The sequence below is a fragment of the Stenotrophomonas sp. YJH_SMC_69 genome (assembly GCF_059370495.1).
Genome location: NZ_JCAFTS010000013.1, coordinates 31,487 through 55,852, shown reverse-complemented (window position 1 = coordinate 55,852; position 24,366 = coordinate 31,487). Strand labels below are relative to the sequence as shown.

Annotated in this window: 21 protein-coding genes and 1 riboswitch; of the genes, 12 read left to right on the top strand and 9 right to left on the bottom strand. The window is 68.6% G+C overall.

Annotation, left to right across the window (positions count from 1 at the left end):
- Positions 1–36: 36 nt before the first annotated feature.
- Positions 37–489: a DoxX family protein gene (locus AC5P8F_RS18535; RefSeq protein ID WP_495228721.1), complete on the bottom strand. Its 453-nt coding sequence runs from the start codon at positions 487–489 to the stop codon at positions 37–39.
- Positions 490–676: 187 nt separating this feature from the next.
- The gene (gene pdxH, locus AC5P8F_RS18530; protein ID WP_049441282.1) at positions 677–1,276 is read right to left on the bottom strand and encodes a pyridoxamine 5'-phosphate oxidase; all 600 of its coding nucleotides are present in this window, start codon (positions 1,274–1,276) and stop codon (positions 677–679) included.
- A gap of 40 nt (positions 1,277–1,316) precedes the next feature.
- Here pdxH and AC5P8F_RS18525 point away from each other — a divergent pair, with 40 nt between their 5' ends.
- Positions 1,317–2,144 carry a kinase gene (locus tag AC5P8F_RS18525; protein WP_495228719.1) on the top strand — a complete coding sequence of 276 codons (828 nt, stop codon included), beginning with the start codon at positions 1,317–1,319 and terminating at the stop codon, positions 2,142–2,144.
- A gap of 6 nt (positions 2,145–2,150) precedes the next feature.
- On the opposite strand, the gene AC5P8F_RS18520 is transcribed toward AC5P8F_RS18525, so the two are convergent.
- Positions 2,151–2,354, bottom strand: a complete 204-nt coding sequence (locus AC5P8F_RS18520; RefSeq protein WP_005410663.1) for a dodecin family protein — start codon at positions 2,352–2,354, stop codon at positions 2,151–2,153.
- Positions 2,355–2,452: 98 nt separating this feature from the next.
- Between AC5P8F_RS18520 and AC5P8F_RS18515 the strand changes: the two genes are divergently transcribed.
- From AC5P8F_RS18515 to mdtD, 5 genes are all read left to right on the top strand, one after another.
- Positions 2,453–2,995, top strand: a complete 543-nt coding sequence (locus AC5P8F_RS18515) for a shikimate kinase (RefSeq protein WP_495228717.1) — start codon at positions 2,453–2,455, stop codon at positions 2,993–2,995.
- Positions 2,992–4,104, top strand: a complete 1,113-nt coding sequence (gene aroB / locus AC5P8F_RS18510; RefSeq protein WP_053495220.1) for a 3-dehydroquinate synthase — start codon at positions 2,992–2,994, stop codon at positions 4,102–4,104. Before AC5P8F_RS18515 ends, aroB begins: the two co-directional genes overlap by 4 nt.
- A 51-nt stretch (positions 4,105–4,155) precedes the next feature.
- Complete coding sequence (locus tag AC5P8F_RS18505; RefSeq protein WP_014648051.1) at positions 4,156–4,395, top strand: WGR domain-containing protein; 240 nt, start codon at positions 4,156–4,158, stop codon at positions 4,393–4,395.
- Positions 4,396–4,420: 25 nt separating this feature from the next.
- Entirely contained in the window at positions 4,421–5,503 is a 1,083-nt protein-coding gene (hemE, locus tag AC5P8F_RS18500; protein WP_041863699.1) for a uroporphyrinogen decarboxylase, read from the top strand.
- A gap of 92 nt (positions 5,504–5,595) precedes the next feature.
- The gene (gene mdtD / locus AC5P8F_RS18495) at positions 5,596–7,005 is read left to right on the top strand and encodes a multidrug transporter subunit MdtD (protein WP_495228715.1); all 1,410 of its coding nucleotides are present in this window, start codon (positions 5,596–5,598) and stop codon (positions 7,003–7,005) included.
- 514 nt (positions 7,006–7,519) lie between these two features.
- On the opposite strand, the gene AC5P8F_RS18490 is transcribed toward mdtD, so the two are convergent.
- Positions 7,520–11,047: a hybrid sensor histidine kinase/response regulator gene (locus tag AC5P8F_RS18490; protein WP_046432011.1), complete on the bottom strand. Its 3,528-nt coding sequence runs from the start codon at positions 11,045–11,047 to the stop codon at positions 7,520–7,522.
- Between the two features lie 96 nt (positions 11,048–11,143).
- Complete coding sequence (locus AC5P8F_RS18485) at positions 11,144–14,686, bottom strand: sensor histidine kinase (protein WP_049441293.1); 3,543 nt, start codon at positions 14,684–14,686, stop codon at positions 11,144–11,146.
- Positions 14,687–14,850: 164 nt separating this feature from the next.
- Here AC5P8F_RS18485 and AC5P8F_RS18480 point away from each other — a divergent pair, with 164 nt between their 5' ends.
- Genes AC5P8F_RS18480 through AC5P8F_RS18470 form a run of 3 tightly spaced genes read left to right on the top strand, consistent with a single transcriptional unit; the run spans position 14,851 to position 16,640 of the window.
- Positions 14,851–15,495 carry a YceI family protein gene (locus AC5P8F_RS18480; protein ID WP_126411266.1) on the top strand — a complete coding sequence of 215 codons (645 nt, stop codon included), beginning with the start codon at positions 14,851–14,853 and terminating at the stop codon, positions 15,493–15,495.
- A complete protein-coding gene (locus AC5P8F_RS18475) occupies positions 15,492–16,064 on the top strand; it encodes a cytochrome b/b6 domain-containing protein (protein WP_049441295.1) in 573 nt (190 codons plus the stop codon). The genes AC5P8F_RS18480 and AC5P8F_RS18475 overlap by 4 nt, the downstream gene beginning before the upstream one ends.
- A gap of 3 nt (positions 16,065–16,067) precedes the next feature.
- Positions 16,068–16,640, top strand: coding sequence for a YceI family protein (locus AC5P8F_RS18470; protein ID WP_014648058.1), 573 nt, complete (start codon positions 16,068–16,070; stop codon positions 16,638–16,640).
- Between the two features lie 118 nt (positions 16,641–16,758).
- On the opposite strand, the gene AC5P8F_RS18465 is transcribed toward AC5P8F_RS18470, so the two are convergent.
- Positions 16,759–16,989: a glutaredoxin family protein gene (locus AC5P8F_RS18465; RefSeq protein WP_049441297.1), complete on the bottom strand. Its 231-nt coding sequence runs from the start codon at positions 16,987–16,989 to the stop codon at positions 16,759–16,761.
- A gap of 99 nt (positions 16,990–17,088) precedes the next feature.
- Between AC5P8F_RS18465 and AC5P8F_RS18460 the strand changes: the two genes are divergently transcribed.
- Both AC5P8F_RS18460 and AC5P8F_RS18455 read left to right on the top strand, forming a co-directional pair.
- On the top strand, positions 17,089–18,471 hold the full coding sequence (locus AC5P8F_RS18460; protein WP_006464040.1) for an L-serine ammonia-lyase: 1,383 nt from the start codon (positions 17,089–17,091) through the stop codon (positions 18,469–18,471).
- Between the two features lie 203 nt (positions 18,472–18,674).
- Positions 18,675–19,670, top strand: coding sequence for an alpha/beta fold hydrolase (locus AC5P8F_RS18455; RefSeq protein ID WP_495228713.1), 996 nt, complete (start codon positions 18,675–18,677; stop codon positions 19,668–19,670).
- Positions 19,671–19,780: 110 nt separating this feature from the next.
- On the opposite strand, the gene AC5P8F_RS18450 is transcribed toward AC5P8F_RS18455, so the two are convergent.
- The 3 genes from AC5P8F_RS18450 to metX are packed head-to-tail and all read right to left on the bottom strand — an operon-like array spanning position 19,781 to position 23,108.
- Positions 19,781–20,848 carry a homoserine dehydrogenase family protein gene (locus AC5P8F_RS18450; RefSeq protein WP_014648061.1) on the bottom strand — a complete coding sequence of 356 codons (1,068 nt, stop codon included), beginning with the start codon at positions 20,846–20,848 and terminating at the stop codon, positions 19,781–19,783.
- Positions 20,845–22,080, bottom strand: coding sequence for an O-succinylhomoserine (thiol)-lyase (locus AC5P8F_RS18445; protein WP_046432019.1), 1,236 nt, complete (start codon positions 22,078–22,080; stop codon positions 20,845–20,847). The genes AC5P8F_RS18450 and AC5P8F_RS18445 overlap by 4 nt, the downstream gene beginning before the upstream one ends.
- Positions 22,077–23,108, bottom strand: coding sequence for a homoserine O-succinyltransferase MetX (gene metX, locus AC5P8F_RS18440; protein ID WP_014648063.1), 1,032 nt, complete (start codon positions 23,106–23,108; stop codon positions 22,077–22,079). Before metX ends, AC5P8F_RS18445 begins: the two co-directional genes overlap by 4 nt.
- Before the next feature lie 77 nt (positions 23,109–23,185).
- A riboswitch (SAM riboswitch) is annotated at positions 23,186–23,304 on the bottom strand.
- 148 nt (positions 23,305–23,452) lie between these two features.
- On the opposite strand from metX, the gene AC5P8F_RS18435 reads away from it, so the two are divergent.
- Positions 23,453–24,337, top strand: coding sequence for a M23 family metallopeptidase (locus AC5P8F_RS18435; protein WP_046432023.1), 885 nt, complete (start codon positions 23,453–23,455; stop codon positions 24,335–24,337).
- Positions 24,338–24,366: the final 29 nt, after the last annotated feature.

Genomic DNA, 24,366 nt, shown 5'->3' with positions numbered 1-24,366 from the left:
GCCGAGCATGGGCTCGGCTCTACAGGGTGCCTGTCGTCAGCGCGCTTCGATGGCGAACCGTCCACTACCCACTGCGGCAATCCACAGCAGCAGTACGCCCAGCGGCACTTCGCTCAGGTAGAAGAACCAGCTCAGCCAATCCAGCACGCCAAGCCCTGCCGGAATGCGCGCGATGCCATCGGTCAGCGCAGCCACTACGCAGATCGCCGCCAGCAGCAGGGCTGAGGGGCGGCTCAAAAGGCCCAGCACCAGCAGACCACCCGCAATCCACTCGATCGCACCGAGTACCGGCGCACTGAACACCGGGAATGGGATACCGGCATCGACCAGCGTATGCACCATGCGCTCGCGCCCGGCATCGGTGAACACCTTGTTCCAGCCGGAAACACAGAACATCACACCGGCGACGATGCAGGCGAGCAGCAACAACAACGCTTCCACGCCGCGGCGTGGTGGCGGCACGGAAAACAGGCAACGCCAGGAGGGCATGGCAACTCCGCAGATCGAGGGCATCGCAGCGAGTGTGCCCGTCGCCGACCTGCTCGTGCATGAAGCGGACCAGTCCGTTCGCGACAAACGCAGGTTGCTGTAGAGCCGAGCCCATGCTCGGCTGCTCCTGCGAGAACATCAGCCGAGCATGGGCTCGGCTCTACAGCAGCCCCGGCACCACCCCGCCTTACGGGTACAGCAGGCGCTTGCTCCAGCGCCCTTCGGCGCCGGCTTCATAGCACCAGCGCTCGTGCAGGCGGAACTGCGCGCCAAACCAGAACTCGATGCGGTCAGGCACCACGCGCAGGCCGCTCCAGCCCTCCGGGCGCGGCACGTCCTTGCCCTCGAAGCGGGCTTCGACCTCGGCCACGCGCGCATCGAATTCCTCGCGCGTTGCCAGCGTCTTCGACTGCTGCGAGGCCCACGCGCCGATCTGGCTCATCCGCGGGCGGCTGGCGAAATAGGCGTCGGCTTCGGCATCGGCGACCTGCTCGACACGGCCTTCGATGCGCACCTGGATGCCGGCCTCGCGCAGGCTGCGCCACAGGAACAGCAGCGCGGCCTGCGGATTGGCCTGCAGCTCCTGGCCCTTGTGGCTGTCCAGGTGGGTGTAGAACACAAAGCCGCGCTCATCGAACGCCTTCAGCAGCACGGTGCGCGCCGAGGGGCGACCCTGCGTATCGGCGGTGGCCACGGTCATCGCGTTCGGCTCGACCTCGCGGCTCTGTTTGGCCTCGTCGAACAGGCCGGCAAACGTGGACAGGGCTTCGGCGTACAGGTCGCTCATGATTGCGTTCTTCTCACACGGATTGGGCTATTGTGGCTGCATGGCCGCTGCTGCGTATATGCCCCAGGTGAAAGGATTCCCCGAAACATTGGCCGAACAGGCGCTGGATGATGCGCTGGGCAGCGGCGCAGCGGTTCCAGTATTGGCGATCAGCGGCCTGCAGGGGAGCGGCAAATCGACGCTGGCGGCGCAGGTGGTGGCCCGTGCCCAGGCACGCGGCCTGAACGCAGCCACGCTGTCGATCGATGATGTCTACCTGACCCGCGCACAGCGCCAACGGCTGGCCCGCCAGGTGCACCCACTGCTGATCACCCGCGGCCCGCCCGGCACCCACGACCTGCCGCTGGCCCATGCGGTATTGAACGCCGTGGCCGCACGCCAGCCCTTCGCAATGCCGCGCTTCGACAAGCTGGCCGACGAGCGCCTGCCCGAAGCACACTGGCCGCAGCTGAAGCAACCGCTGGACCTGCTGGTATTCGAAGGCTGGTTCCTGGGCACGCCCGCGCAGGATGACGACGCGCTGGACAGCCCGTTGAACGCACTGGAACGCGAAGCCGACGCCGATGGCCGCTGGCGGCGCTGGTGCAACCAGGCGCTGGCCCGTGACTACCCGGCGTTGTGGCAGCGCTGCGACCGCCTGTGGTTCCTGCAGCCGCCGGATTTCTCGGTGGTACCACGCTGGCGCTGGCAGCAGGAGCAGAACCTGCAGGCCGCGCAGCCGGGCCGGCACGGCATGAGCCGGCCACAGCTGGAGCGCTTCGTGCAGTACTACGAGCGGGTCAGCCGGCAGGCATTGAGCACCCTGCCCGCCCTGGCCGACCACGTGGTGGTGCTGGACGGCCAGCGACAGGTGCAGGACGTGCGCTGAACGCGCCTATTCCACCAGGAAAGTCACCCGCAGGTTGACCCGCCATTCGGTGATCTCGCCGCTGCCATTGGTGACTACCTTGGTCTCGTTCACCCAGGCGCCCTGGATGCCCTTGACCGTCTCGGAGACCTTCTTCAGCCCGCTGCGCACGGCGTCTTCCACGCTTTTCGGCGAGGACGCAGTGATTTCGATGACCTTGGCGACCGTCATGGCCTGTACTCCGTCTGGCGCGGGAGACCCCGCAGGAACGCCCACCCTGACGTGAAGAACGTAAAGGCCAGGGCACGGAGGTGTTAGCATCAGAAGGCATGAATCCTGCTCCGAACCTGATCCTGATCGGCCCGATGGGCGCCGGCAAAACCTGCATCGGCCGCCGCCTGGCCGAGCGTTTCACGCTGGACTTCGTCGATGTCGACCAGGTCATCGTCGATGCCGCCGGCGCCAGCATTCCGACCATCTTCGAGCACTCCGGCGAAGCCGGCTTCCGCAGCCATGAACGCCAGGCGCTTGCGCGGGTACTGGAAGGCCGTGGCCAGCTGGTCTCCACCGGTGGCGGCGCCGTGCTGGATCCGGACAATCGTGCACTGATCGCCCGGCGCGGCTTCGTGGTCTATCTGCGGGTCAGCGTGGCCGAACAGCTCGAGCGCCTGGGCCGCGACAAGGGCCGGCCGCTGCTGCAGCGCCCGGACCGGGAGCAGGTGCTGCACGATCTGGCCGCACACCGCGACCCGCTGTACCGCGAACTGGCCGACCTCACCCTCGACACCGACCCGTATACCGCTGCCGATGCGACCGCCCAACTGGTGGTCAAGCTGGCCACGCAATGGCAGCGCCAGGACCTGACCGCATGACCTCCCCCGCCCTGCTGCAGGTCGCCGTTGGCGGCGACCGCCCCTACTCCATCACCATCGGCGCCGGTGCCCAGGCCGATGGCACCGCGCTGGCCTCGCACGTGCGCGGCCGTCATGTGCTGCTGCTCAGCGACAGTGAAGTCGCCCCGCGCTATCTGGCGCCGGTGAAGCAGACGCTGCTGGCCGCTCGCCCCGACCTGGTCATCGGCGAGCACGTGCTGGCCGCGGGCGAAGCCTCCAAGACGCTGGCCGAGTTCGGCCGCGCGATCGAAGCGCTGGCCGCGCTCGGCGCCACCCGCGACGCCTGCGTCTTCGCCCTCGGCGGCGGCGTGGTCGGTGATCTCGCCGGTTTCGCTGCCGCCTGCTGGATGCGCGGCGTGGACTGCGTGCAGCTGCCGACCACCCTGCTGGCAATGGTCGATTCGTCGGTGGGCGGCAAGACCGCAGTCGACATTCCGGCCGGCAAGAACCTGGTCGGTGCCTTCCATCCGCCGCGTGCGGTCATCGCCGATACCCGCGTGCTGGCCACCCTGCCGCCACGCGAGCTGCGTGCCGGCCTGGCCGAAGTGGTGAAGTACGGCGCGCTGGGTGATGCCGTGTTCTTCGAGTGGCTGCAGCAGCATGCCGATGCGCTGCTGGCCGGCGAGGATGCGGTGCTGGCCGAGGCCATCGCGCGCAGCTGCCGGCACAAGGCCGCCATCGTCGAGCGCGACCCGTTCGAAAAGGGCGAGCGTGCCCTGCTCAACCTCGGCCACACCTTCGGCCACGCCATCGAGACCGAACAGGGCTATTCGGCCCCGGGCCGCGATGCGCTGAACCACGGCGAGGCGGTGGCGGTGGGCATGGTGCTGGCGGCGAAGCTGTCCACCGACCTGGGCCTGGCCGACGATGCCGACCGCGCGCGCCTGCAGGCCCTGCTGGAACGCCTCGGCCTGCCGGTGGCGATCCCGGGCGGGCTGGAGCCGCAGGCCCTGCTCGGCCGCATGCGCCTGGACAAGAAGAACGTGGCCGGCCGCCTGCGCCTGGTGTTGTGGCGCGGGATGGGCCGTGCCGAAGTGGTGCCGGACGTGGATGAGGCGGCGGTGCTGAAGGTGCTGTCGGTCCGGTAGTGCCGGCCGCGTTGCGGCCGGGGTCACCCTGGCCCCGCTACAATCGGCGCCATGCACGTTTACCTGCAACATCCCGACGCCGGTGCGCAGGCACCGCGCTTCCTGCGCCTGAGCCTGCTGCCGGACCTGTTCGGCGGCTGGGAGCTGCTGCGCGAGAGCGGCCGTGTCGGCAGCCGCTCGCAGCTGCGGCGCGAGCTGTTCCTGCAGGCCGACGACGCCCGCCACGCCTTCGAGAAGGCCCGTGATGCCGAACTGCATCGCGGCTTCCAGATCCTTTCGCACGGCGACTGACGCCGCTGCTCCTCCCGTCCAAGGAATGCCCATCGTGACCAGCCCTCTCCGCAACGATCGCCTGCTGCGCGCCCTGCGCCGCGAACCGGTGGACTGCACCCCCGTCTGGCTGATGCGCCAGGCCGGCCGCTACCTGCCGGAATACCGCGCGACCCGGGCCAAGGCCGGCAGCTTCCTGGCCATGGCCAAGACCCCGGAGATCGCCTGCGAAGTCACCCTGCAGCCGCTGCGCCGGTTCCCGCTGGACGCGGCCATCCTGTTCTCGGACATCCTCACCATTCCCGACGCGATGGGCCTGGAGCTGTACTTCGTCGAAGGCGAAGGCCCGAAGTTCCGGCACCCGGTGCGTGACGAAGCCGCCATCGCCCGGCTGGCGGTGCCGGACATGGAACAGGACCTGGGCTACGTGATGGATGCGGTACGGCTGATCCGCCGCGAGCTGGACGGCCAGGTACCGCTGATCGGCTTCTCCGGCAGCCCATGGACGCTGGCCTGCTACATGGTGGAAGGCGGCGGCAGCAAGGATTTCGCGCGCATCAAGGCGATGGCGCTGAACCATCCGCAGGCGCTGCACCGCCTGCTGGAGGTCACCACCGAGGCGGTGATCGCCTACCTCGGCGCGCAGCGCGCGGCCGGTGCGCAGGCGCTGCAGGTGTTCGACACCTGGGGTGGCGTGCTGTCGCCGGCGATGTACCGCGAGTTCTCGCTGCGCTACCTGCAGCGCATTGCCGAGGGGCTGGAGCGCGGCGAAGGCAGCGAGCGCACGCCGCTGATCCTGTTCGGCAAGGGCACCGGCCTGCACCTGGAAGCGCTGTCGCAGACCGGCGCCGATGCACTCGGCCTGGACTGGACGCTGGACCTGGACGAGGCGATGCGCCGCACCCGTGGCCGCGTCGCGCTGCAGGGCAACCTCGACCCGACCACGCTGTACGCCTCGCCGGATGCGATCGCCGCGGCCGCCGCGCGCGTGCTCGACACCTATGCCGCCGGCAACGGCGGCTCGCGCGAGGGCCATGTGTTCAACCTCGGCCATGGCATGTCGCCGGACATGGACCCGGCGCATGTACAGGTGCTGGTCGACGCAGTGCACGCGCACAGCCAACGCTGAGCATTCCGCATGCAGGTACGGCGCGACCTTGATCGCGCCGTGACCCGCAGTGCGCGATCATGGCGGCCCCCACGCTGCACCGGCCGCACCCCATGTCCACATCGCCATCGACCTACAACCGCCAGCGTCCCCTGCTGTGGCTGGTGTCCCTGGCGATCTTCATGCAGATGCTGGACTCGACCATCGTCAACACGGCGTTGCCGGCGATGGCGGCCAGCCTGGGCGAGAGCCCGCTGCAGATGCAGTCGGTGGTGTTCAGCTATGCGCTGGCGGTGGCCACCTTCATTCCCGCCTCGGGCTGGATCGCCGACCGCTATGGCACCCGGCGCACCTTCCTGGTGGCGATCATCCTGTTCACCCTCGGCTCGCTGGCCTGCGCGCTGGCCCAGCACCTGCACCAGCTGGTCGGTGCGCGCGTGCTGCAGGGCATCGGCGGTGCGATGCTGCTGCCGGTCGGCCGGCTGGCGGTGATGCGCTCGGTGCCCCGCGAGGATTTCCTGCGCGCGATGAGCTTCATCGCCATCCCCGCGCTGGTCGGCCCGCTGATCGGCCCCACGCTGGGCGGCTGGCTGGTCGAGATCGCCTCATGGCACTGGGTGTTCCTGATCAACCTGCCGATCGGCGTGATCGGTTTCATCGCCGCGATGAAGATCATGCCCGACCATTACGCCAGCCACCGCACCCGCTTCGACCTGCGCGGCTACGTCATGCTGGCCTTCGCGATGGTGGTGCTGTCGCTGGCACTGGACGGCATCTCCGGCCTGGGTACGCCACACGCACTGGTGATGCTGATGACCGTGGCTGGCCTGGCCGCGCTGGTGGGCTACTGGCTGCACGCCGCCAACTCGACCGCACCGTTGTTCTCGCTGGCCCTGTTCCGCGTGCCCAGCTACCGCATCGGCATTCTCGGCAACCTGTTCTCGCGCATCGGCAGCAGCGCGATGCCGATGCTGATCCCGCTGCTGCTGCAGGTCGGCCTCGGCCTGGGCCCGATGCATGCCGGCCTGATGATGGTGCCGGTAGCGGCCGCCGGCATGGTCTCCAAGCAGCTGGCGGTGAAGCTGGTCGAGCGCTTCGGTTACCGCCGCGTGCTGATGGTCAACACCGTGCTGGTCGGCCTGGCGATGGCCAGCTTCATCCTGATGACACCCGGCCAGCACCTGGCCTGGCGCCTGCTGCAGCTGGCGTTCTTCGGCGCGGTCAATTCGCTGCAGTTCACCGTGATGAACACCGTGACCCTGCGCGATCTGGACCGTGAGTTCGCCAGTTCCGGCAACAGCCTGCTGTCGATGGTGATGATGCTGGCCGCCGGCTTCGGTGCTGCTGCGGCCGGCAGCCTGCTGGCCGCGTTCGGCAACCACCTGGACAGCAACAGCGCCACCGCCGCGCTGCATGCCACGTTCCTGTGCGTGGGCGCGATCACGCTGACCTCGACGATGATCTTCTGGCAGCTGCCCGACACCAAGCCCGAACCGCGGCAGGTCGAGCACGTCGCGGAGTGAAGGGGGTTCGGCAGGGCCTGCGGCCCTGCACCTGCGGTAGTGCCGGCCGCTGGCCGGCAACAGCAACAGCGAGCATTCCGTGGGTTGGCGGGGCGGTGCGGGCTTGCAGGACACGCCGTAAACCCCGCTCCGCGGTCCGGCCCAGCCGCCGGCGGCTGCGCGTTCGGGCGCTTGCGAAGCAGTGCTTCGCAAGCAAAGCGCCCTCACCCATGGGGGCTCGATGGCGCCATCCATGGCGCCAACGGTCCTGCAAGCCCACACCGCCCCACCACTGACAGGTTCACGCGGCTGTGGGTAACGGCGACTGTTGGAACGCGCGGTTGTTGGTAGGTGTCGACCTTGGTCGACACATCTGTCAGATATCGAATTCCAGATTGGGGTCAGAGCCCGTTGCGCAGCAACGGGATCCGACCCCGAGCTCCGACAGATCGCGGAAAACTGTCGAAGGCAGGCTTTTGACGTTGACGTTGACGTTGATTCTGCAGGTGCAGGACTGCAAGCCCTGCAATAAACCCTACCTGCCCATCGCCCTGGCGATCGCTTCCACCAGCAGTTCACCGGTCACCGGCTTGCGCAGGAAGCCGCCGATGCCGGCCGCTTCCACCTGCTGCTGAAGGTCCGGATCAGTCCGCGCGGTCACCGCCAGCAGCGGCAGCATGTAGCCCTGGTTACGCAGGTGCTGGGCCAGTTCGAAGCCGCTCAGGCCGGGCAGGTCCAGATCCAGCAGGCCGACGTCGAAATCGCCGGCACTGATCTCGCGCAGCGCCGCCAGCGCATGGCCGGCATGCACCACCTCGTGGCCGCGTGCGCTCAACAACCCCCGCACCACATCGGCCACGGTGGCATCGTCCTCGACCAGCAGCACCCGCAGCGGTGGCATGTTCGCCGCATCGTCGCGATGCCCCTCGGCGGACACCTCGGCGTCACCGTCCACCACCAGTGGCAACGGCAGGGTGACGCCGAAGCAGGTGCCCCGGCCCAGCTGGCTCTCCACCTGGATCCGCCCCTGCATCGCTTGTGCCAGCTCGCGGCAGATCGCCAGGCCCAGGCCGCTGCCACCGTACTGCGCTGCCGTACGTGCACCATCGGCCTGCTCGAAGCGTCGGAACAGGCGCTGCTGCTGTTCCTGGCTGATGCCCGGGCCGGTATCACGTACCTCGAAATGCAGCGCGCGCAGCTCGCCATCGCAACGTGCATGCAGGGTGATGGTGCCGCGGCTGGTGAATTTCACTGCGTTCGACAGCAGGTTCAGCAGGATCTGCCGCACGCGCATGGCATCACCGGTCGCCTGCAGGCCCGGCGGCAGCTGGTTGTCCAGGACGAAGCGCAGGCCCTTCTGTGCAGCCAGCGGGCCCATCAGCGCCGCCAGATCCTGCAGCAGGCCATTCAACGCAAACGACTGCGACTGCAGCTCCAGGCGCCCGGACTCGATCCGCGCCAGGTCCAGCGCATCGTTGACCAGATGCAGCAGGTGCTCGCCCGCATGCCGGATCGACTGCGTGTAGCCGCGCTGCTGCGGGTCCAGTGGCGAGGCCAGCAGCAGCTCGCTCATGCCCAGCACGCCGGTCATCGGCGTACGGATCTCATGGCCAAGGTTGGCCAGGAAGCGGGTCTTGGCCGCCGAGGCCTGCTCGGCCAGTTCCTGCTTGTGCAGCGCCAGCTGGTAGGCGTGGCGCCGCTGCAGGCGGCGTCGGTACAACCAGGCGAACCAGCTGGTCAGCAGCAACCCGACCGACGCCAGTACCAGCAGGCCGGACAGGCTGCGCCACCACGGCGGCTGCACGCGGAACTCCAGGCTCTGCACCCGCGACCACACATGGTCGGCCGAGCGTGCCTGCACCTCCAGCCGGTAGCTGCCCGGCGCCAGGCGCGAGAACAGGCGCTCACCCGCCGGACCGACTTCAACCCAATCCGGGTCGTAGCCGGCCAGGCGATAACGGTAGGTATTGGACGCCGAGTCGGCGAAGGACAGCAATCGCGCGACGATGCGCAGGTCGCGATCGCCATCGGCGATCTGCAACGGCGCATCGTGGGTCATGTCCAGTACCTGTTCGTTGCGGCGCACTTCCACCCGCTCGATCACCAGTGGCGCGCGACGTACCGAAGGCCGTACCTGCTCCGGGTCGAACACCACCGCGCCCGCTGCCGTTCCGGCCACCAGGTGGCCATCGGCCGCTGCGATCAGGGTGTGCTCGCGGAATTCCTGGCTTGGCAGGCCGTCGTGCACGCCGTACAGGCGCACGCTCTGCCCATCGGCACTGACACGTACCAGGCCGCGTGCGCTGGTCGCCCAGGCCACGCCCTGCGCATCCACCACCAGGCCAGAGGCGGAGATCGCCGGATAGCCCTGTTCGGCACCGACCACCGCCTGCCGTTCCAGCCGCCCCTGGCTCCAGCGGTATCGCGACAGGCGCCCGTCCTCGGACAACCAGACCTGGCCGTCACGGCCCACATGCAACGCATGGATGGCCGTTGCCGGCGCACCCGGCACCGGCTGGAAGCGTTCGCTTTCCGGCAGCCACTGCAGCAGGCCACGGCTGCTGGCCAGCCAGATATGGTCCTGCGGACCGCATTCCACATCGAGGTTGAGCTGGCCCTGCTGCAGGCCGCGCTGGCCATTGTCCAGCTGGCGCCGCAGGCGTCCGTCGAGATCACGTTGCTGCAGGCCCGCGGGAAGCATCAACCAGAGGCTGTCGCCGTCGCAGGTCATCATCGCTTCGATGACCCCTTCCATCGCCGCATCGGTACCGGCATCACGGCCCCAACGACGCAGTTCGCGCCGTTGCGGGTCGTAGCGCACCAGTGCATCGGTCGATCCGATCCAGACCTGGCCACGCCGGTCCTCGCGCACCGAGGTCAGCCAGTGCATGCCGTTGACCCAGGTGCGGTGCTGCTCGATCCTGCCGGTCTTCGGATCGAAGCGGTCCAGCGCGCCATGGCTGCCCACGGTCCAGACACCGCCATTGCTGGACGGGCTGGTGCCCAGCACGAGCGCATTGCGCAGCGAGCTGGGGTCGTCCTCCAGCCGCGACAGCACCGAGAACTGCCACCAGCGTGGCAGCAGGTGCCACAACCCGGCATTGGTGCTGGCCAGCCAGATGCCACCTTCGCGGTCCTCATAGGCACCGGTCCAGTTCGGCCGCACCGGACCGCGTGCGATCGCGCTGTACAGCGGCACGGTCTGGTACTGGCCGTCGACCGCACGTCCCAGCCCGGTGCGCGTATCCAGCCAATGTCCGCCCTGCTCGTCGCGCAGCATCATGCCCAGCACCTGCTCGCCTGGCGGCAGCTTCCACGGTGGTGCCTCGAAGCGGCCATCCGGGCGGCGCACGGTGGCCCCGGCCATCGTGCTGATCCACAGGCTGCCATCGGGCTCGGCGGTCAACCCGTTGATCAGCAGGCTGGGAATGATGTCCGTACCGACACGCTCGAAGTCGGTCCCGGTCCAGCGTGCCACGCCATGCTTGGTGCCGATCCACAGGCTGCCATCGGCCAGCGTGGCCAGGTAGGGCACCGACGACGAAGGCAGGCTGCGCGGATTGTTGGGCTCGGGCAGGAAGCGCTGCAGGCGGTCCTGGCTGTCCAGGCGGTACAGGCCGCCTTCGTGGGTACCGAACCAGATCGAGCCATCAGGCGTGCTGGCCAGGCTCCAGACCGTGTTGGTGCCCATCAACGGCTGGCTGCTGCGGTCGTAGAAGTGCAGCTGCCGGCGGTCGGCCGACATGCGCACCAGGCCAGCGTTCTCGGTGCCTATCCACAACTGGTTGCGGGCATCGACCAGCACCGTCCAGATGCGGTTGTCACGCAGTCCATCCTCGGAACGCCACACGCGGTAAGTGCGGCCGTCATAGCGGGCCAGGCCATCGTTGGTGGCGATCCACAGGTAGCCGTACCGGTCCTCGGCCATGCGGTTGACGGTATTGGACGGCAGGCCATCGAACACCGTCACCTGCCGCGGGCTCGGAGGCACCGGCTGTGCCGCAGCGGGCAACGCGCCGCACAGGAGGACCAGCAGCAGCATCGCCGCCCGCAGATACACCACCGATTGCCTCCTCACGCTGGTCCTGATGATTCCCGCGCTGCGGGCGTCGGCATGGTAAACCGAAAGTCGCGCCGTTCACGCCCGGCGCCGGCACAGTCACGCAGTTGCCTGCCGTTTCGCACGCGCCTGGGCGATGGCCGCCACCAGCAGGTCGCCGGTCACCGGCTTGCGCAGGAAGCCATCGAAGCCGGCGGCCAGCACCTGGGTTTCGGCGTAGGCATCGGAACGGGCGGTCACTGCCACCAGCGGCAGTTCATAGCCCATGGTGCGCAGCTGGCGGGCGATGGCCGTACCGTCCAGCGCGGGCAGATCGAGATCGAGCAGGCCGACGTCGAAACCATCGGTGGCGATCTCCGACAGCGCGCCCAGGCCATGCAGCACGTGGACCACCTCATGCCCGCGCACCCGCAGCAGGCCGGCGATGACCTCGGCCACCGTGGCGTCGTCCTCGACCAGCAGGATGCGCAGCGGCGGCAGTTCCGGCAGGGCCGCCACCTCGCCCGCGGTGCCGGCGGCCTGGCGCGTCCAGGGCAGGGGCAGGCGCACGCGGAACCGCGCACCCTTGCCAGGCTGGCTGTCCACTTCGATACGCCCCCCCATCGCCACCGCCAGTTCCTGGCAGATCGCCAGTCCCAGGCCACTGCCGCCGTAGCGCGACGCGGTGCGCGGACCGTCGGCCTGTTCAAAACGATGGAACAGGCGCTGCTGCTGCTCGGCATTGATGCCCGGGCCACTGTCATGCACTTCGAAACACAGGCCGCCCTTCTCTTCCAGGCGCACGGCCAGGCCGACGTGGCCGCGCTCGGTGAACTTGATGGCGTTGCCGAGCAGGTTCAGCAGGATCTGGCGCACGCGCATCTCGTCGCCGCTGACACTGACCGGCCCTGCCGGGTTTTCACCGCGCCGGAATTCCAGCTGGCGCTGCTGCGCCATCGGCTGCATCAGGCCCTGCACCTGGTCGAGCAGTTCCTCCAGGTCGAACGGACGCAGATCCAGCTCAAGCCGCCCGGCTTCGATGCGGGCCAGGTCCAGCGCATCGTTGACCAGCCGCAGCAGATGGCTGCCGGCCTGCTGGATCGACCCCGCGTAGCCACGCTGCACCGGATCCAGCGGAGTCGCCAGCAGCAGTTCGCTCATGCCCAGCACGCCGGTCATCGGCGTGCGTACTTCGTGGCCCAGCGTGGCCAGGAAACGGCTCTTGGCCTGCGAGGCCTGCTCGGCCAGCTGCTGCTTGTGCACCGTCAGCTGCCATTGCTGGCGACGGCGCAGCCGCGCGCGGACCGACCAGACCAGGACCACCAGCAGCAGCGACCCCAGCAGGATGTAGCCGAAGATCGCCATGCCGCTGCGCCACCACGGCGGCAGCACCTTCACCTGCAACTGCTGCGAAGGCGTCCACGCGCCCCGGGCGGTCGCTGCCTGCACCTCGATGACGTAGCTGCCGGTCGGCAGCCGCGACAGGGTGCGCTGGCCATCGCCCCCCTGCTCCACCCAGTCCTGGTCATAGCCCTGCACGCGGAAGCGGTAACGGTTGCCCTGCGGGCTGGCATAGGACAGCAGCCGCGCATCGATCTGCAGATCGCGGTCATCCGGTCCCAGCAACAGGGTGCCGGTGAGCGGCAACGGTTGCCAGCCGCGCGCGTCGTCGCGGCGTACGCGCACTTCGGCGATCACCAGCGATGAAGAAGGCAGCACCGTGTCGTCGGCATTCACATCGAAGGCAACCAACCCGGTCTGGGTGACGGCCAGCACGCGACCATCTGCATTCACTGCCGGTGGCCGGCCGGTGAACTCCGCATCGGACAGTCCATCGCGCTCGTTGAACTGCTGCAGGCGCCGCGTTTTCGGGTCCCAACGCAGCAGGCCGCGCGGCGTCGTCGCCCACAGCTGGCCGTTGCCGGCCAGCGCCAGCCCGCCCATGGTGACCGGCGGCACGCCTGCACTGCCATCGATGCGCTGGATCAGGCGCAGGCTCATGCCATCCCACTGGTAGCGCTCGAACGCGCCTTGGCGCGCCAGCCACAACTGTTGCGGATCGATCCACACCAGGTCGTAGATGGGCCCGCGCGAAACGCCCGGTACTGCCTCGAAGCGTCCAGCCTGCTCGCGCCAGATGCCCATGTCACCCATCACCCAGGGCCGGCCATGGGCGTCGAAGCGGATCTGCTCGATCGGCGCATCGGCGGTCCCGCGGAAATGCTCCAGCGGATAGCGGTGCAGCAGCCGGCCCTCTGCATCGCGCTGCTGCAGGTCCAGGCCCATCACCGACACCCACACCGTGCCATCAGGCGCCTGCCGCATCAGGTCGATGCGCTGGCGCAGGTCGGCACTGCCATCGATCCGCAGATCGCGCAGCGCGCCGGTAGCCGGATCGTAGACGGTGATGCGGCCGCCGCGTCCCAGCCACAGGCGCCCATCCGGGCGCGGCAGCACCGACCACACCACGCCGCTGCCGAGCTGCCGGTCGCTGGCCAGCAGGCGCAGGGTGCCCTGCGCATCGAGCTGGTACACCCCTCGCGCCGAGCCGACGTAGTAGTTCTTCCCATCGCTGGCCGCGCTCAACAGGTACTGGCTGTCCAGCGGCTTGCCGTCGAGTTGGTTCCAGATCGAGAAGCGCCGCCAGTCCGGTGGCAGATAGGCCAGGCCCTGGGTCAGCAGCGCCACCCACAATCCGCCCTCGTGGTCCTGCAGCAGATCGAGCACACCGCTGTGCGCGGTCAGGAAGCCGCTGCCGCGGTCGCCCTCCAGCCGGCGCAGCGCCGCCGCATCCCCCCGCAACAGGCCATCGGAGGTGCCAGCCCAGTAGCCCCCCTGGCGATCGGCCAGGACCAGGGCCGAGCGCAGCTGGGCGCTGTCGGCCCATCGCGGACGACTGACCCGTTCCTGCCCATCGATGCGGTACAGGCCATCGTTCTGGCTGCCGACCCAGATCGAACCCTCCGCATCCCGGCTCAACCGGAGCACGCTCAGCGTGCCCAGTTCCCGCGCGGCCACCGGCTCGAATCCGCTGCCGTTCCAACGCGCCACGCCCGCTTCGGTGCCCAGCCACAGGCGGCCCTGCGCATCGACCAGGCTGGTGAAGATGCTGTTGCTGGGCAGGCCCCCCGGCTGCGCCGGGTCATGGGTGTAGAGGCGCACGCTGCCGTCCTCGCCAAGCCGGCAGACGCCATGGTTGTTGGTCCCGATCCACAAGGCGTCGTCGACATAGGCCAGCGCCCAGAACTGCCCCTGGCAGGTGGAATTGACCGTGTCGAAGGTCCGGAAGCGCTCGCGGTCGGCATCCAGGCGGGCCACGCCCTTGCCGTTGATGCCCACCCAGACCCGGTCCAGCGGATCGATCAGCAGGGTCTCGATCTCGTTGCCGGGCAGCGAGCCCGGCTGTTCCGGATCGTGCTCCCAGACCCGCAGGCTGTTGCCGTCATAACGGGCGAGTCCACCATCGGTGGCGGCCCAGATGTGGCCCTGGCGATCCTCGGCCAGCGCCACCACCATGCGTGACGGCAAGCCTTCGGCGGCACCGAAGCGGCGCAGGCGCGGTGTTTCTGCCATGTCCAGGGTCGCAGCCGCCGTGGCCATCGCCATCAGCAGCAGTCCCATACCTGCGATGCCACGGCACCACCGGCGCCAGCCGCTCGTCATCCTGAACCCCCTGTCCTGGGCCGATTGTCACACAGGGCCGGGTTCATGGCTGCAACAGGCTGTTTCCAGCGGCGGCCCCACCACGAACTGTTGCAGCCATGCACGCAACGTTGGCAGGGGGCTGTGCGTATGATCACAGCGTCACCTTCCGGAGCCCGCCATCGATGCGTCCCTGCCTGGCCCTGCTGCCGATGCTGCTCGCCACCGCCCCTGCCTGGGCGGCCACCGACACCTATCGCCTCGATCCGGTGCACACGCGGGTGCTGTTCTCCATCGATCACGCGGGCTACTCGCAGGCCATGGGCACCGTGTCCGGCAGCGAGGGCCGCGTGCTGTTCGATCCCGACAACTGGCGCGACGCCACCCTGGAAGTGGACATTCCGGTGTCGCGTCTGGACCTTGGCGACGCCAAGTGGAACCAGGCCACGCTGGCCCGCAGCCTGCTCGATGGCGAGCGATTCCCCAGCGCACGCTTCGTCTCCAGCCGGGTCGAACCGATCGACGCCAAGCGTGCGCATGTGATCGGCACGCTGACCCTGCGCGGGGTCAGCCAGGAAGTCACCCTGGACGTGACCCTCAACGCGCTCAAGCGCTACCCGCTCCCTCCATTCCGACGCACCGCCGGGTTTTCCGCCAGCACGACGCTGAGCCGGCGCGCGTTCGGCATCACCGCCTGGCCGGGGGTCATCGGTGATGCGGTACAGGTGCGGATCGAGGCCGAAGCCACCCTCGACCGCAGCGACGCCCCGGGAACTCCTGCTCCCGTTCCACACTCCGACCACACGACGGCCCCCAAGGACCCTTCATGACCGCCAAGAACACCCCCGCCGCGTGGGGAAGTGTCAGCCAGCTCCTGCACTGGTTGATCGCACTGCTGATCCTCGCCCTGGGCGTGGTCGGCCTGACCATGGGCGAACTGCCCAAGACGCCCAAGTACTTCTGGGTCTACACCGCGCACAAGTCGATCGGCATCACCGTGCTGGCGCTGGTGCTGTTCCGTCTCGGCTGGCGCCTGTATGCCGGTGCGCCGAAGCAGGTGCCGGGCGTGCCCAGCTGGCAGGAACGCATCGCCAGTGCCACCCACGTGCTGCTGTACGTGCTGATGTTTGCCATTCCGCTGTCGGGCTGGCTGTACGATTCGGCCAGTGGCCTGCGCCCGTTCCGTTGGTTCGGCCTGGTCGACGTGCCCAAGCTGAGCGGCCCCGACCCGCAGGTCGTCGCGGTGTCCCATGCCCTCCACGAATACGGCTTCTGGCTGTTGATCGCGGTAGTGCTGGCCCATGCCGGCGCTGCCTTCTACCACCACCTGTTCCAGCGCGATGCAACGCTGTCCCGCATGTTGCCGCGCGGCTGGCTCGCCTCCCCTCAGAAGGACTGACCGATGAACCTGAAACTGACCACTCCGGCCGCCGTGGCTGCCGCCCTGGCCGGCATGCTGGCCACCGCCCCGGCGCTCGCTGCGGAGTATGCGCAGGCCCCCGGTGCCGGCTCGATCCTGGTGTTCGCCAGCAAGTACGACGGCGAAGTGTTCACCGGCAGCTTCCCGGGCTTCGCCACCAAGCTCAGCTTCGACCCGGCCAACCCGGCCGCCGGTTCGCTGGATGTGGTGATTCCGCTGGCAGGCGCCAGGAGCGGCAACAGCGACCGTGACTCGACCCTGCAGGGCGCCGACTTCTTCAATGTCGGCAAGTTCGCCACCGCGCGTTACACCGCCAAGGGCTTCCGCGCCGTGGGCAACGACCAGTTCGCCGCCGATGGCACCCTGGAACTGCGCGGCGTCAGCAAGCCGGTCACCCTGACCTTCACCTGGAAGCCGGGCACCCAGCCGGTGCTGACCGGCAAGGCCACGGTCAAGCGCCTGGACTTCGGCGTCGGCGGCGGTGACTGGGCCGATACCAAGACCATTCCGGACGACACCGCGATCAGCACGATCGTGAAGTTCGACGCGAAATAAGACCATCCGGTGATGCCGTGCCCGCGGCCGGCATCACCGGGCATCGCAACGCATCCGGTAGTGCCGGCCGCTGGCCGGCATCACCGGGAACAGAGGAGTTGCCGGCCAGCGGCCGGCACTACCGATCGACGGCCAACCAGGCCTGCACCGTGGCCGCATCGAACGGCCAGTCCAGCTCGCGCTCGCCGCGCTCGTCGCGCAGCACCGGCACGCGCGTGCCATAGCGCGCTTCCAGCGCCGGCTGGTCATCCAGGAACACCGATTCGAACTCCGGCGCCCGCGCCTTGGCCAGCTCGGCCAGGGCCAGGTCGCACAGGTGGCAATCGTCACGCTGGATCAGGGTCAGCACCAGTCAGGCTCCCGTGGCGGAAATGCTGCGCCGCAGCCATCGGATGGCCCGGCAAGCCGCTAGAATAGCCGCTTGTCCGGTACCCGCAGTTTGGCATCCATGGCTGTCAGCACGTTCGACGTTTTCAAGATCGGCATTGGCCCGAGCTCCTCGCACACCGTCGGACCGATGAAGGCCGCCGAGCGATTCATCCATCGCTGGCTGCTCGACCCGGGTCGCCTGCACGAGGTCGCGCGCATCCGCGCCGATGTCTACGGCTCGCTGGCCTTGACCGGCCGCGGCCATGGCACCGACAAGGCGATCCTGCTGGGCCTGGAAGGCCAACGGCCTAACCTGATCGACCCGGACATCATTCCGGCCACCCTGGAGCGCATCCGCAGCAGCAAGCGCATCCAGCTGATGGGCCAGCACGAGATCGCCTTCGACGAGAAGCGCGATCTCGGCATGAACAAGCGCCAGAAGCTGCCCTACCACACCAACGGCATGCGCTTCACCGCGTACAACGCCGACGACGAAGTGATCGCCACCCGCGATTACTACTCGGTCGGTGGTGGCTTCGTGGTCAACCAGGACGACGCAGCCGATGACCGCATCGTGCCCGATGAAACCCCGCTGCCCTACCCGTTCAAGAGCGGCGACGAGCTGCTGGCACAGACCGCACGCAGCGGCCTGAGCATCGCCCAGCTGATGTTCGAGAACGAAAAGTGCTGGCGCAGCGAAGACGAGATCCGCGCCCAGCTGCGCGAGATCTGGAGCGCGATGCAGTCGTGCGTCACCCGCGGCATCCGCGAGGAGGGCGTGCTGCCGGGTGGCCTGAAGGTCGGCCGTCGTGCACCGGCGCTGTACCGCGAGCTGTCGTCGAAGCCGGAAGCGGCGATGCGCGATCCGCTGACGACGCTGGACTGGGTCAACCTGTACGCACTGGCAGTGAACGAAGAGAACGCTGCCGGTGGCCGCGTGGTGACCGCACCGACCAACGGTGCGGCCGGCGTACTGCCGGCGGTGCTGCATTACTTCGACCGCTTCTGCCCCGGCGCCAACGAACAGCGCGTGTTCGATTTCCTGCTGACCTCGGCGGCGATCGGCATCCTGTACAAGGAAAACGCTTCGATTTCCGGTGCCGAAGTGGGCTGCCAGGGCGAAGTGGGCGTGGCCTGCTCGATGGCGGCCGGTGGCCTGGTCGCGGCGCTGGGGGGCAACCCGAGCCAGATCGAGAACGCCGCGGAAATCGGCATGGAACACAACCTCGGCCTGACCTGTGACCCGATCGGCGGGCTGGTGCAGATCCCCTGCATCGAACGCAATGCGATGGGCGCGGTGAAGGCGATCAACGCCTCGCGCATGGCGATGCGTGGCGACGGCAAGCACAAGGTGTCGCTGGACAAGGTCATCAAGACCATGCGCGATACCGGCCGCGACATGCAGGACAAGTACAAGGAAACCAGCCGCGGTGGCCTGGCGGTGAACGTCATCGAGTGCTGAAGGCGACCGGCTCCGGCGCGATGGCGACGGGCCACAGGTAGAGTCGACTGTCAGTCGACCATCGCGCGCAGCGCGGGATTTCCGCGGCCTGAGGGAAGAGCAGTCGACCAACAGTCGACTCTACCCGGTCACCCTTGCCCGTACGGGCGACACCGTCACCGCGTTCCGGTTAGGCTCGGGGCTTCCCCACCCCGGATTGCCCCATGCGCGTGATCGCTGCCGCCCTGCTTGCCTGCCTTCCGCTGGCCGCCCTGGCCGCCCCCACCTACGGGCCTCGGCTGGAGGGTTTCGACTACGGCTATCCGGTGAAGACCTTCGCGCTGGAATCGCAGCGGCAACCGCTGGAGATGGCCTACCTGGACATCGCGCCGAAGAAGGCGCCCATCGGGGTGGTGGTTCTGCTGCATGGCAAGAACTTCTGTGTCGCCACCTGGAAGGAATCGATCAAGCCACTGGTTGCCGCCGGCTACCGGGTGATCGCCCCGGACCAGGTGGGCTTCTGCAAGTCCAGCAAGCCCGAGCGCTACCAGTACACCTTCGCGCAGCTGGCGGCCAACACCCATGCCCTGCTGCAGCACCTGCAGCTGGGTGATGCGCCGGTGCACCTGGTCGGGCACTCGATGGGCGGCATGCTGGCGGTGCGCTACGCGCTGATGTTCCCGCAGGACCTGCGCAGCCTGTCGCTGGTCAATCCGATCGGGCTGGAAGACTGGAAGGCGCTGGGCGTCCCCTGGCGCAGCGTCGACGCGTGGTACGCCGGCGAAATGAACATCAGCTATGACAGCATCCGCCGCTACCAGCTGGAGGTGTACTACGACGGCAAATGGAAACCGGCCTACGAACCGTGGGCGCGGATGCAGTCGGGCATGTACGAAGGCCCGGGCAAGCAGGCCGTTGCATGGAGCCAGGCGCTGGCCTCGGACATGGTGTTCAACCAGCCGGTGGTCTACGAACTGAAGCACGTGCAGGTGCCGACCACGCTGTTCATCGGCCAGAAGGACCGCACCGCGATCGGGCGCGACCTGGCGCCGCCTGCGGTGAAGGCGACGCTGGGCAATTATCCGGTGCTGGGCAAAGCAGCGGCCGCAGCGATTCCCGGCGCGACGCTGGTCGAGTTCGCCGAACTGGGCCATTCGCCGCAGGTGCAGGACCCCAAGCAGTTCAACAGCGCGTTGTTGAAGGCCCTGAAGTCCCGCTGACCGGCAGGCGTGCCCTCTGTAGAGCCGAGCCCACGCTCGGCTCGTGCGGCAGGACCGGGGTTCTGTCAGGAGCAGCCGAGCGTGGGCTCGGCGCTACAGGAACAATGCGATCAACCCACGATCCGCAGCACGTCATCCAGCAACGCAGCCGCAGTGACTTCCGCGCCGGCACCCGGTCCCTGGATCAACAAGGGTTGGTGGCGGTAGCGATCGCTGTGGATGGCCACGCGGTTGTCGGTGCCGGCACCCTGCGCCAGCGGATGATCGGCCGGCAGTTCGCGCAGGCCCACCTGCGCACCTTCGCTGTCAACACGGCCAACGAAACGCAGCACGCGGCCGTTGTCACGTGCCTGCTGCCAACGCGCCTGCAGCGGCGCATCCAGCTGCTCCAAGGCAGCCACGGCATCCTCCAGCGGCAACGCTGCCAGCGCTTCAGGCACCAGTGAATCCACCTGTACCTGCGACGCATCCAGCGCCAGCCCGCTGCTGCGCGCCAGGATCAGCAGCTTGCGGCGCACGTCCTCGCCGGACAGGTCCAGACGCGGGTCTGGCTCGGTATAACCGGCCGCCAGCGCCTCGCGCACCGCCGCCGAGAACGGCGACTGGCCGTCATAGCGATGGAACAGCCACGCCAGCGAGCCGGACAGCACGCCCTCGATGGCATGGATGTGATCGCCACCGGCCACCAGCGCGCGCAGGCTGCTCAACAGCGGCAGCCCGGCACCAACGGTGGCACTGTCGCCATAACGCGCGCCACTGTCGGCACAGCTTTCGGCAATGGCCTGCGCGCGGGCGAGCTGCGCGCCCCGGCCCAGCTTGTTGGCGGTCACCACATGCACGCCGCGCGCCAGCCATTGCACGTGACGGGCGGCCACGTCTTCACTGGCCGTGGCATCGACCACCACGTCGCCACGCTCCAGCCCTTCGGCGCTCGCCCATGGTGGCGAACTGTGGCCATCGCGGGGGGCTCGACGTGCCAGTTCCAAGGGCAGCGCCAGGTCGCGATCGATCTCCAGCGCGGTGCGCGAGTTGGCCAGCCATTGCACGCTGGGCAGTTCCAACCCGCGTGCCTGCAGCGCCTGGTAGCGCTGTACGAAGGCCGAACCGACCGTGCCCGTACCGAGCAGCGCCAGGCGTCCCGCCCCCAGCGCAGGAATGTCAGCGGCGAGTGCGCTCATGCGTCCACCACCTGTTTGCGGCGGGCGGCCGCATCGATCACCGCTTCGGCGCGCTGCAGCGCGGCGCCGAGATCGGCCAGCAGGTCACGCTCGGCCTCGATGCCGACCGACAGGCGCAGCAGCCCTTCGCTGATGCCGGCGGCTGCACGCGCTTCGGCGGTCATCGCCGCATGAGTCATCGTGGCCGGATGTGCGATCAGGCTTTCGACGCCGCCCAGCGATTCGGCCAGGGTGAAACAGCGTAGCCCGTCCACAAATGCACGCACCGCCGCATGCGGATCATCACCGGCGCAGTGCGCCAGTTCGAATGACAGCATCGCGCCGAAGCCATTCTGCTGGCGCGCGGCGATGGCGTGGCCCGGGTGATCGGCCAGGCCCGGGTAGTACACCGCGCCGACCGCCGGATGCTGGTCCAGCAGGGCAACGATCGACGCCGTGTTTTCCTGGTGCACGCGCAGGCGCGCATCCAGCGTGCGCAGGCCGCGCAGGGTCAGGAAGGCATCGAACGGCGAACCGGTCAGGCCCAGCGCGTTGCCCCACCACACCAGCTGCTCGTGCAGCGCCGGATCGCGCGCGACCACCGCCCCACCCACCACATCGCTGTGGCCATTGATGTACTTGGTGGTGGAATGCAGCACCAGGTCCGCACCAAACGACAGCGGCTGCTGCAGCGCCGGTGACAGGAAGGTGTTGTCGACCACCACGAGGGCACCGGCCTTGTGCGCGGCATCAATGACGAAGCGCAGGTCGGTGATGCGCAGCAGCGGGTTGGACGGGGTTTCCACCAGCACCAGCTTTGGCTGCGTGGCCAGCGCCTGCGCCAGCGCTCGCGGATCGGTCAGGTCGGCGGTGACCAGTTCGAAGTGCCCCTTCTTTGCCAACGCGTTGAACAGCCGCCAGCTGCCGCCGTAGGCATCGTGCGGCACCACCAGGGTGTCGCCCGGCTGCAGCAGCGCGTTCAGCACCAGGTTGATCGCGCCCATGCCGGTCGCGGTGATGACGCCGCCGGCGCCGCCTTCCAGTTCGGCCAGCGCTTCACCCAGCAGGTCGCGGGTCGGGTTGCCACTGCGCGTGTAATCGTACTGGCGCTTGTTGCCGAAGCCTTCAAAACTGAAGTTCGACGACAGCACGATCGGCGGCGTGACCGCGCCATGCGCGGTGTCCCGATCGATGCCGGCACGGACGGCGGCAGTGGTACGACTACAGGACGGCTCGTTGGCGTGCAGGCTCATGCGGACTCTCCAGAAGTGCGGAAGGCGGTGGCGAGGATCGCATCGATGCGATCGGTTTCTTTGAGGAAGGCATCGTGGCCATAGGGCGAGCGCAGCACGCGCAGGCTGCCGCGCGGGCCCAGCCCTTCGACCAGGCCGACCAGGTCGGCCAGCGGCACCAGGCGGTCGCCCTCCACGGCCACCACCACGGTCGGCGGCAGGATCGCGGTGGGATCGACGCGGTGCAGGTCGATTGATTCGGACAGGCGCAGGTAAGCGGTCACTGGCGTGCGCGCGACGTACTGCGCACCGGCCGCGTCGAGATAGTCTTCGGCAGCCACGCGCACGCGGCCATTGATGACCTCCGGCGCAGCATCAAAGCGCTCGCCGAACTCTTCCGGGGTGCGGTAGCTGAGCATGGCGAACTGCCGGGCCAGGGCCAGGCCGTGGTCTTCGCCGCACTGCAGCTGGCCCAGCGCGACCGCGCGGCGCTGCAATGCGCGCCAGGCGGCGGCATACGGATGCGGTCGGTGCGCACCGCTGGCCAGCACCAGCTGGCGCACGCGGGCACGATGACGGATCGCGAACTGCTGGCCGACCAGCGCGCCATACGAATAGCCAACGAAGGCCTTCAGCGTGCGGATGCCGAGATGGTCCAGCAGCAGCGCCAAGGCATCGGCCTGGTCGGCGGTATCGATCGGCACATCCAGTGCACCGTCGGCGCCGATGAAGTCGAAGGCCAGCACGCGCAGCTGCTGCGGATCCAGCGCGCGGCCGCTGCCCACCAGGTCTTCGGCCCAGCCCTTCTCGCGGAACTGCGTGTTGGACGCCACGTGGCGATGGGCGGAAATGCCGCCGGCCAGCACCACCACCGGTGCATTGGCCGGACCGACCCACTCATAGCGCAGGCGCACCGGGCTGGGGCCGGCGTGGCGCATCGACAGCACCGCGGCGAACTCACCGCGCTCGGCATGCACGCGGTCTTCGACCGGCACGCTGACGGGGACAAAGGGTTCGGGGCGAATGGCGGTACTGGCGGCGAAGCTCATGGCGGGATCCGGTTGGGGAATCGGCCATCGAGCCTTCGCGGGGCCCGCGTTCGAGATGCACGTGTGGTGCATGGTTCGAACCATCTTTCGGTGGACGCCACGGTCCCCGCAGGATTTGGCACCTACGCAGACGCTTGCGCGCCTGCGGGCTGCCCCGGCTTCAAAGGGCCTGTCCCTCTGCCGGTCTCGATGGTGGGGCCACGATGCCAGCCCTTTCCGGCACTGTCAATCCCTTCATGCGGATAAAGCGATGAATATTCTTGGGGCAGCTATGCGAAGGCCGTCCCGGTCGCCCTGTTCAGGATCGGGTACAGTCCGGGCGGTCCATTCCGCTGGAAACGCCGATGTCGCGCCTGCCCCTGTCCTGCCTGCTGCTGCCTCTGCTGGCGAGCGCGACCGCACACGCCGGCGACTGGCGCCAGGGCTGGGGACTGGCTCCCCCTTCCGCCCCGGCCACCCGCGCAGGCAGTGCCGAGGGCGCCGCCCCCATGGCCCAATTGCGCCTGCAGCCGGTCGGTACGCAATGGCAGGCCCGGATCGACAACGGGCTGGCAGGGCCGCTGCAGATCCAGCTGCGCGCCGCCCCCGGGCACCCGGTCGAAGGCCTCCCGGTCGAGTCGCTGATCCAGGGCGACAGCAGCCTGGTAGTCGGCCACCTGCCCGCCCCGATCGATGGCCGCATGCTGGATCTGCGCCTGCAGTCGGTGCCGGGCAACCCGGCCGCACAGGCCGAAGATGTCGCCTACCGCCTGCCATTCGATGCGGCGCGCCTGCGCGTGGACCAGGCGCCGCAGGGACGATTCAGCCATGACGACGAGGAGAACCGCGACGCGGTCGACTTCGCACTGCCGGAGGGCACCCTGGTGCTGGCCGCGCGCGAGGGTACGGTGATGCAGATCCAGGATGGCTTCCGTGGCAACGGCCAGGACCGCGAACGCGATGGTGCCCGCGCCAACTTCATCCGCGTGCTGCACAGCGACGGCAGCATGGCGCTGTACGGCCACCTGCAGGCCGGCGGCATGCGCGTGCGTCGTGGCCAGGCGATAGGGGCCGGACAGCCGATCGGCCTGTCTGGCAACAGCGGCTACAGCAGTGCCCCGCACCTGCACTTCGTGGTGCAGGTCAATCGCGGCATGGGCCTGCGCTCGGTGCCGGTGCGCATCTTCGCCGAGCAGGGCCAGCTGCAGTTCGCCCGCCAGGGCGAGGCCGAAGGCGGTACCGGGCGCTGACCGCCCCCGGCCGGTATAATCGGGCGCTT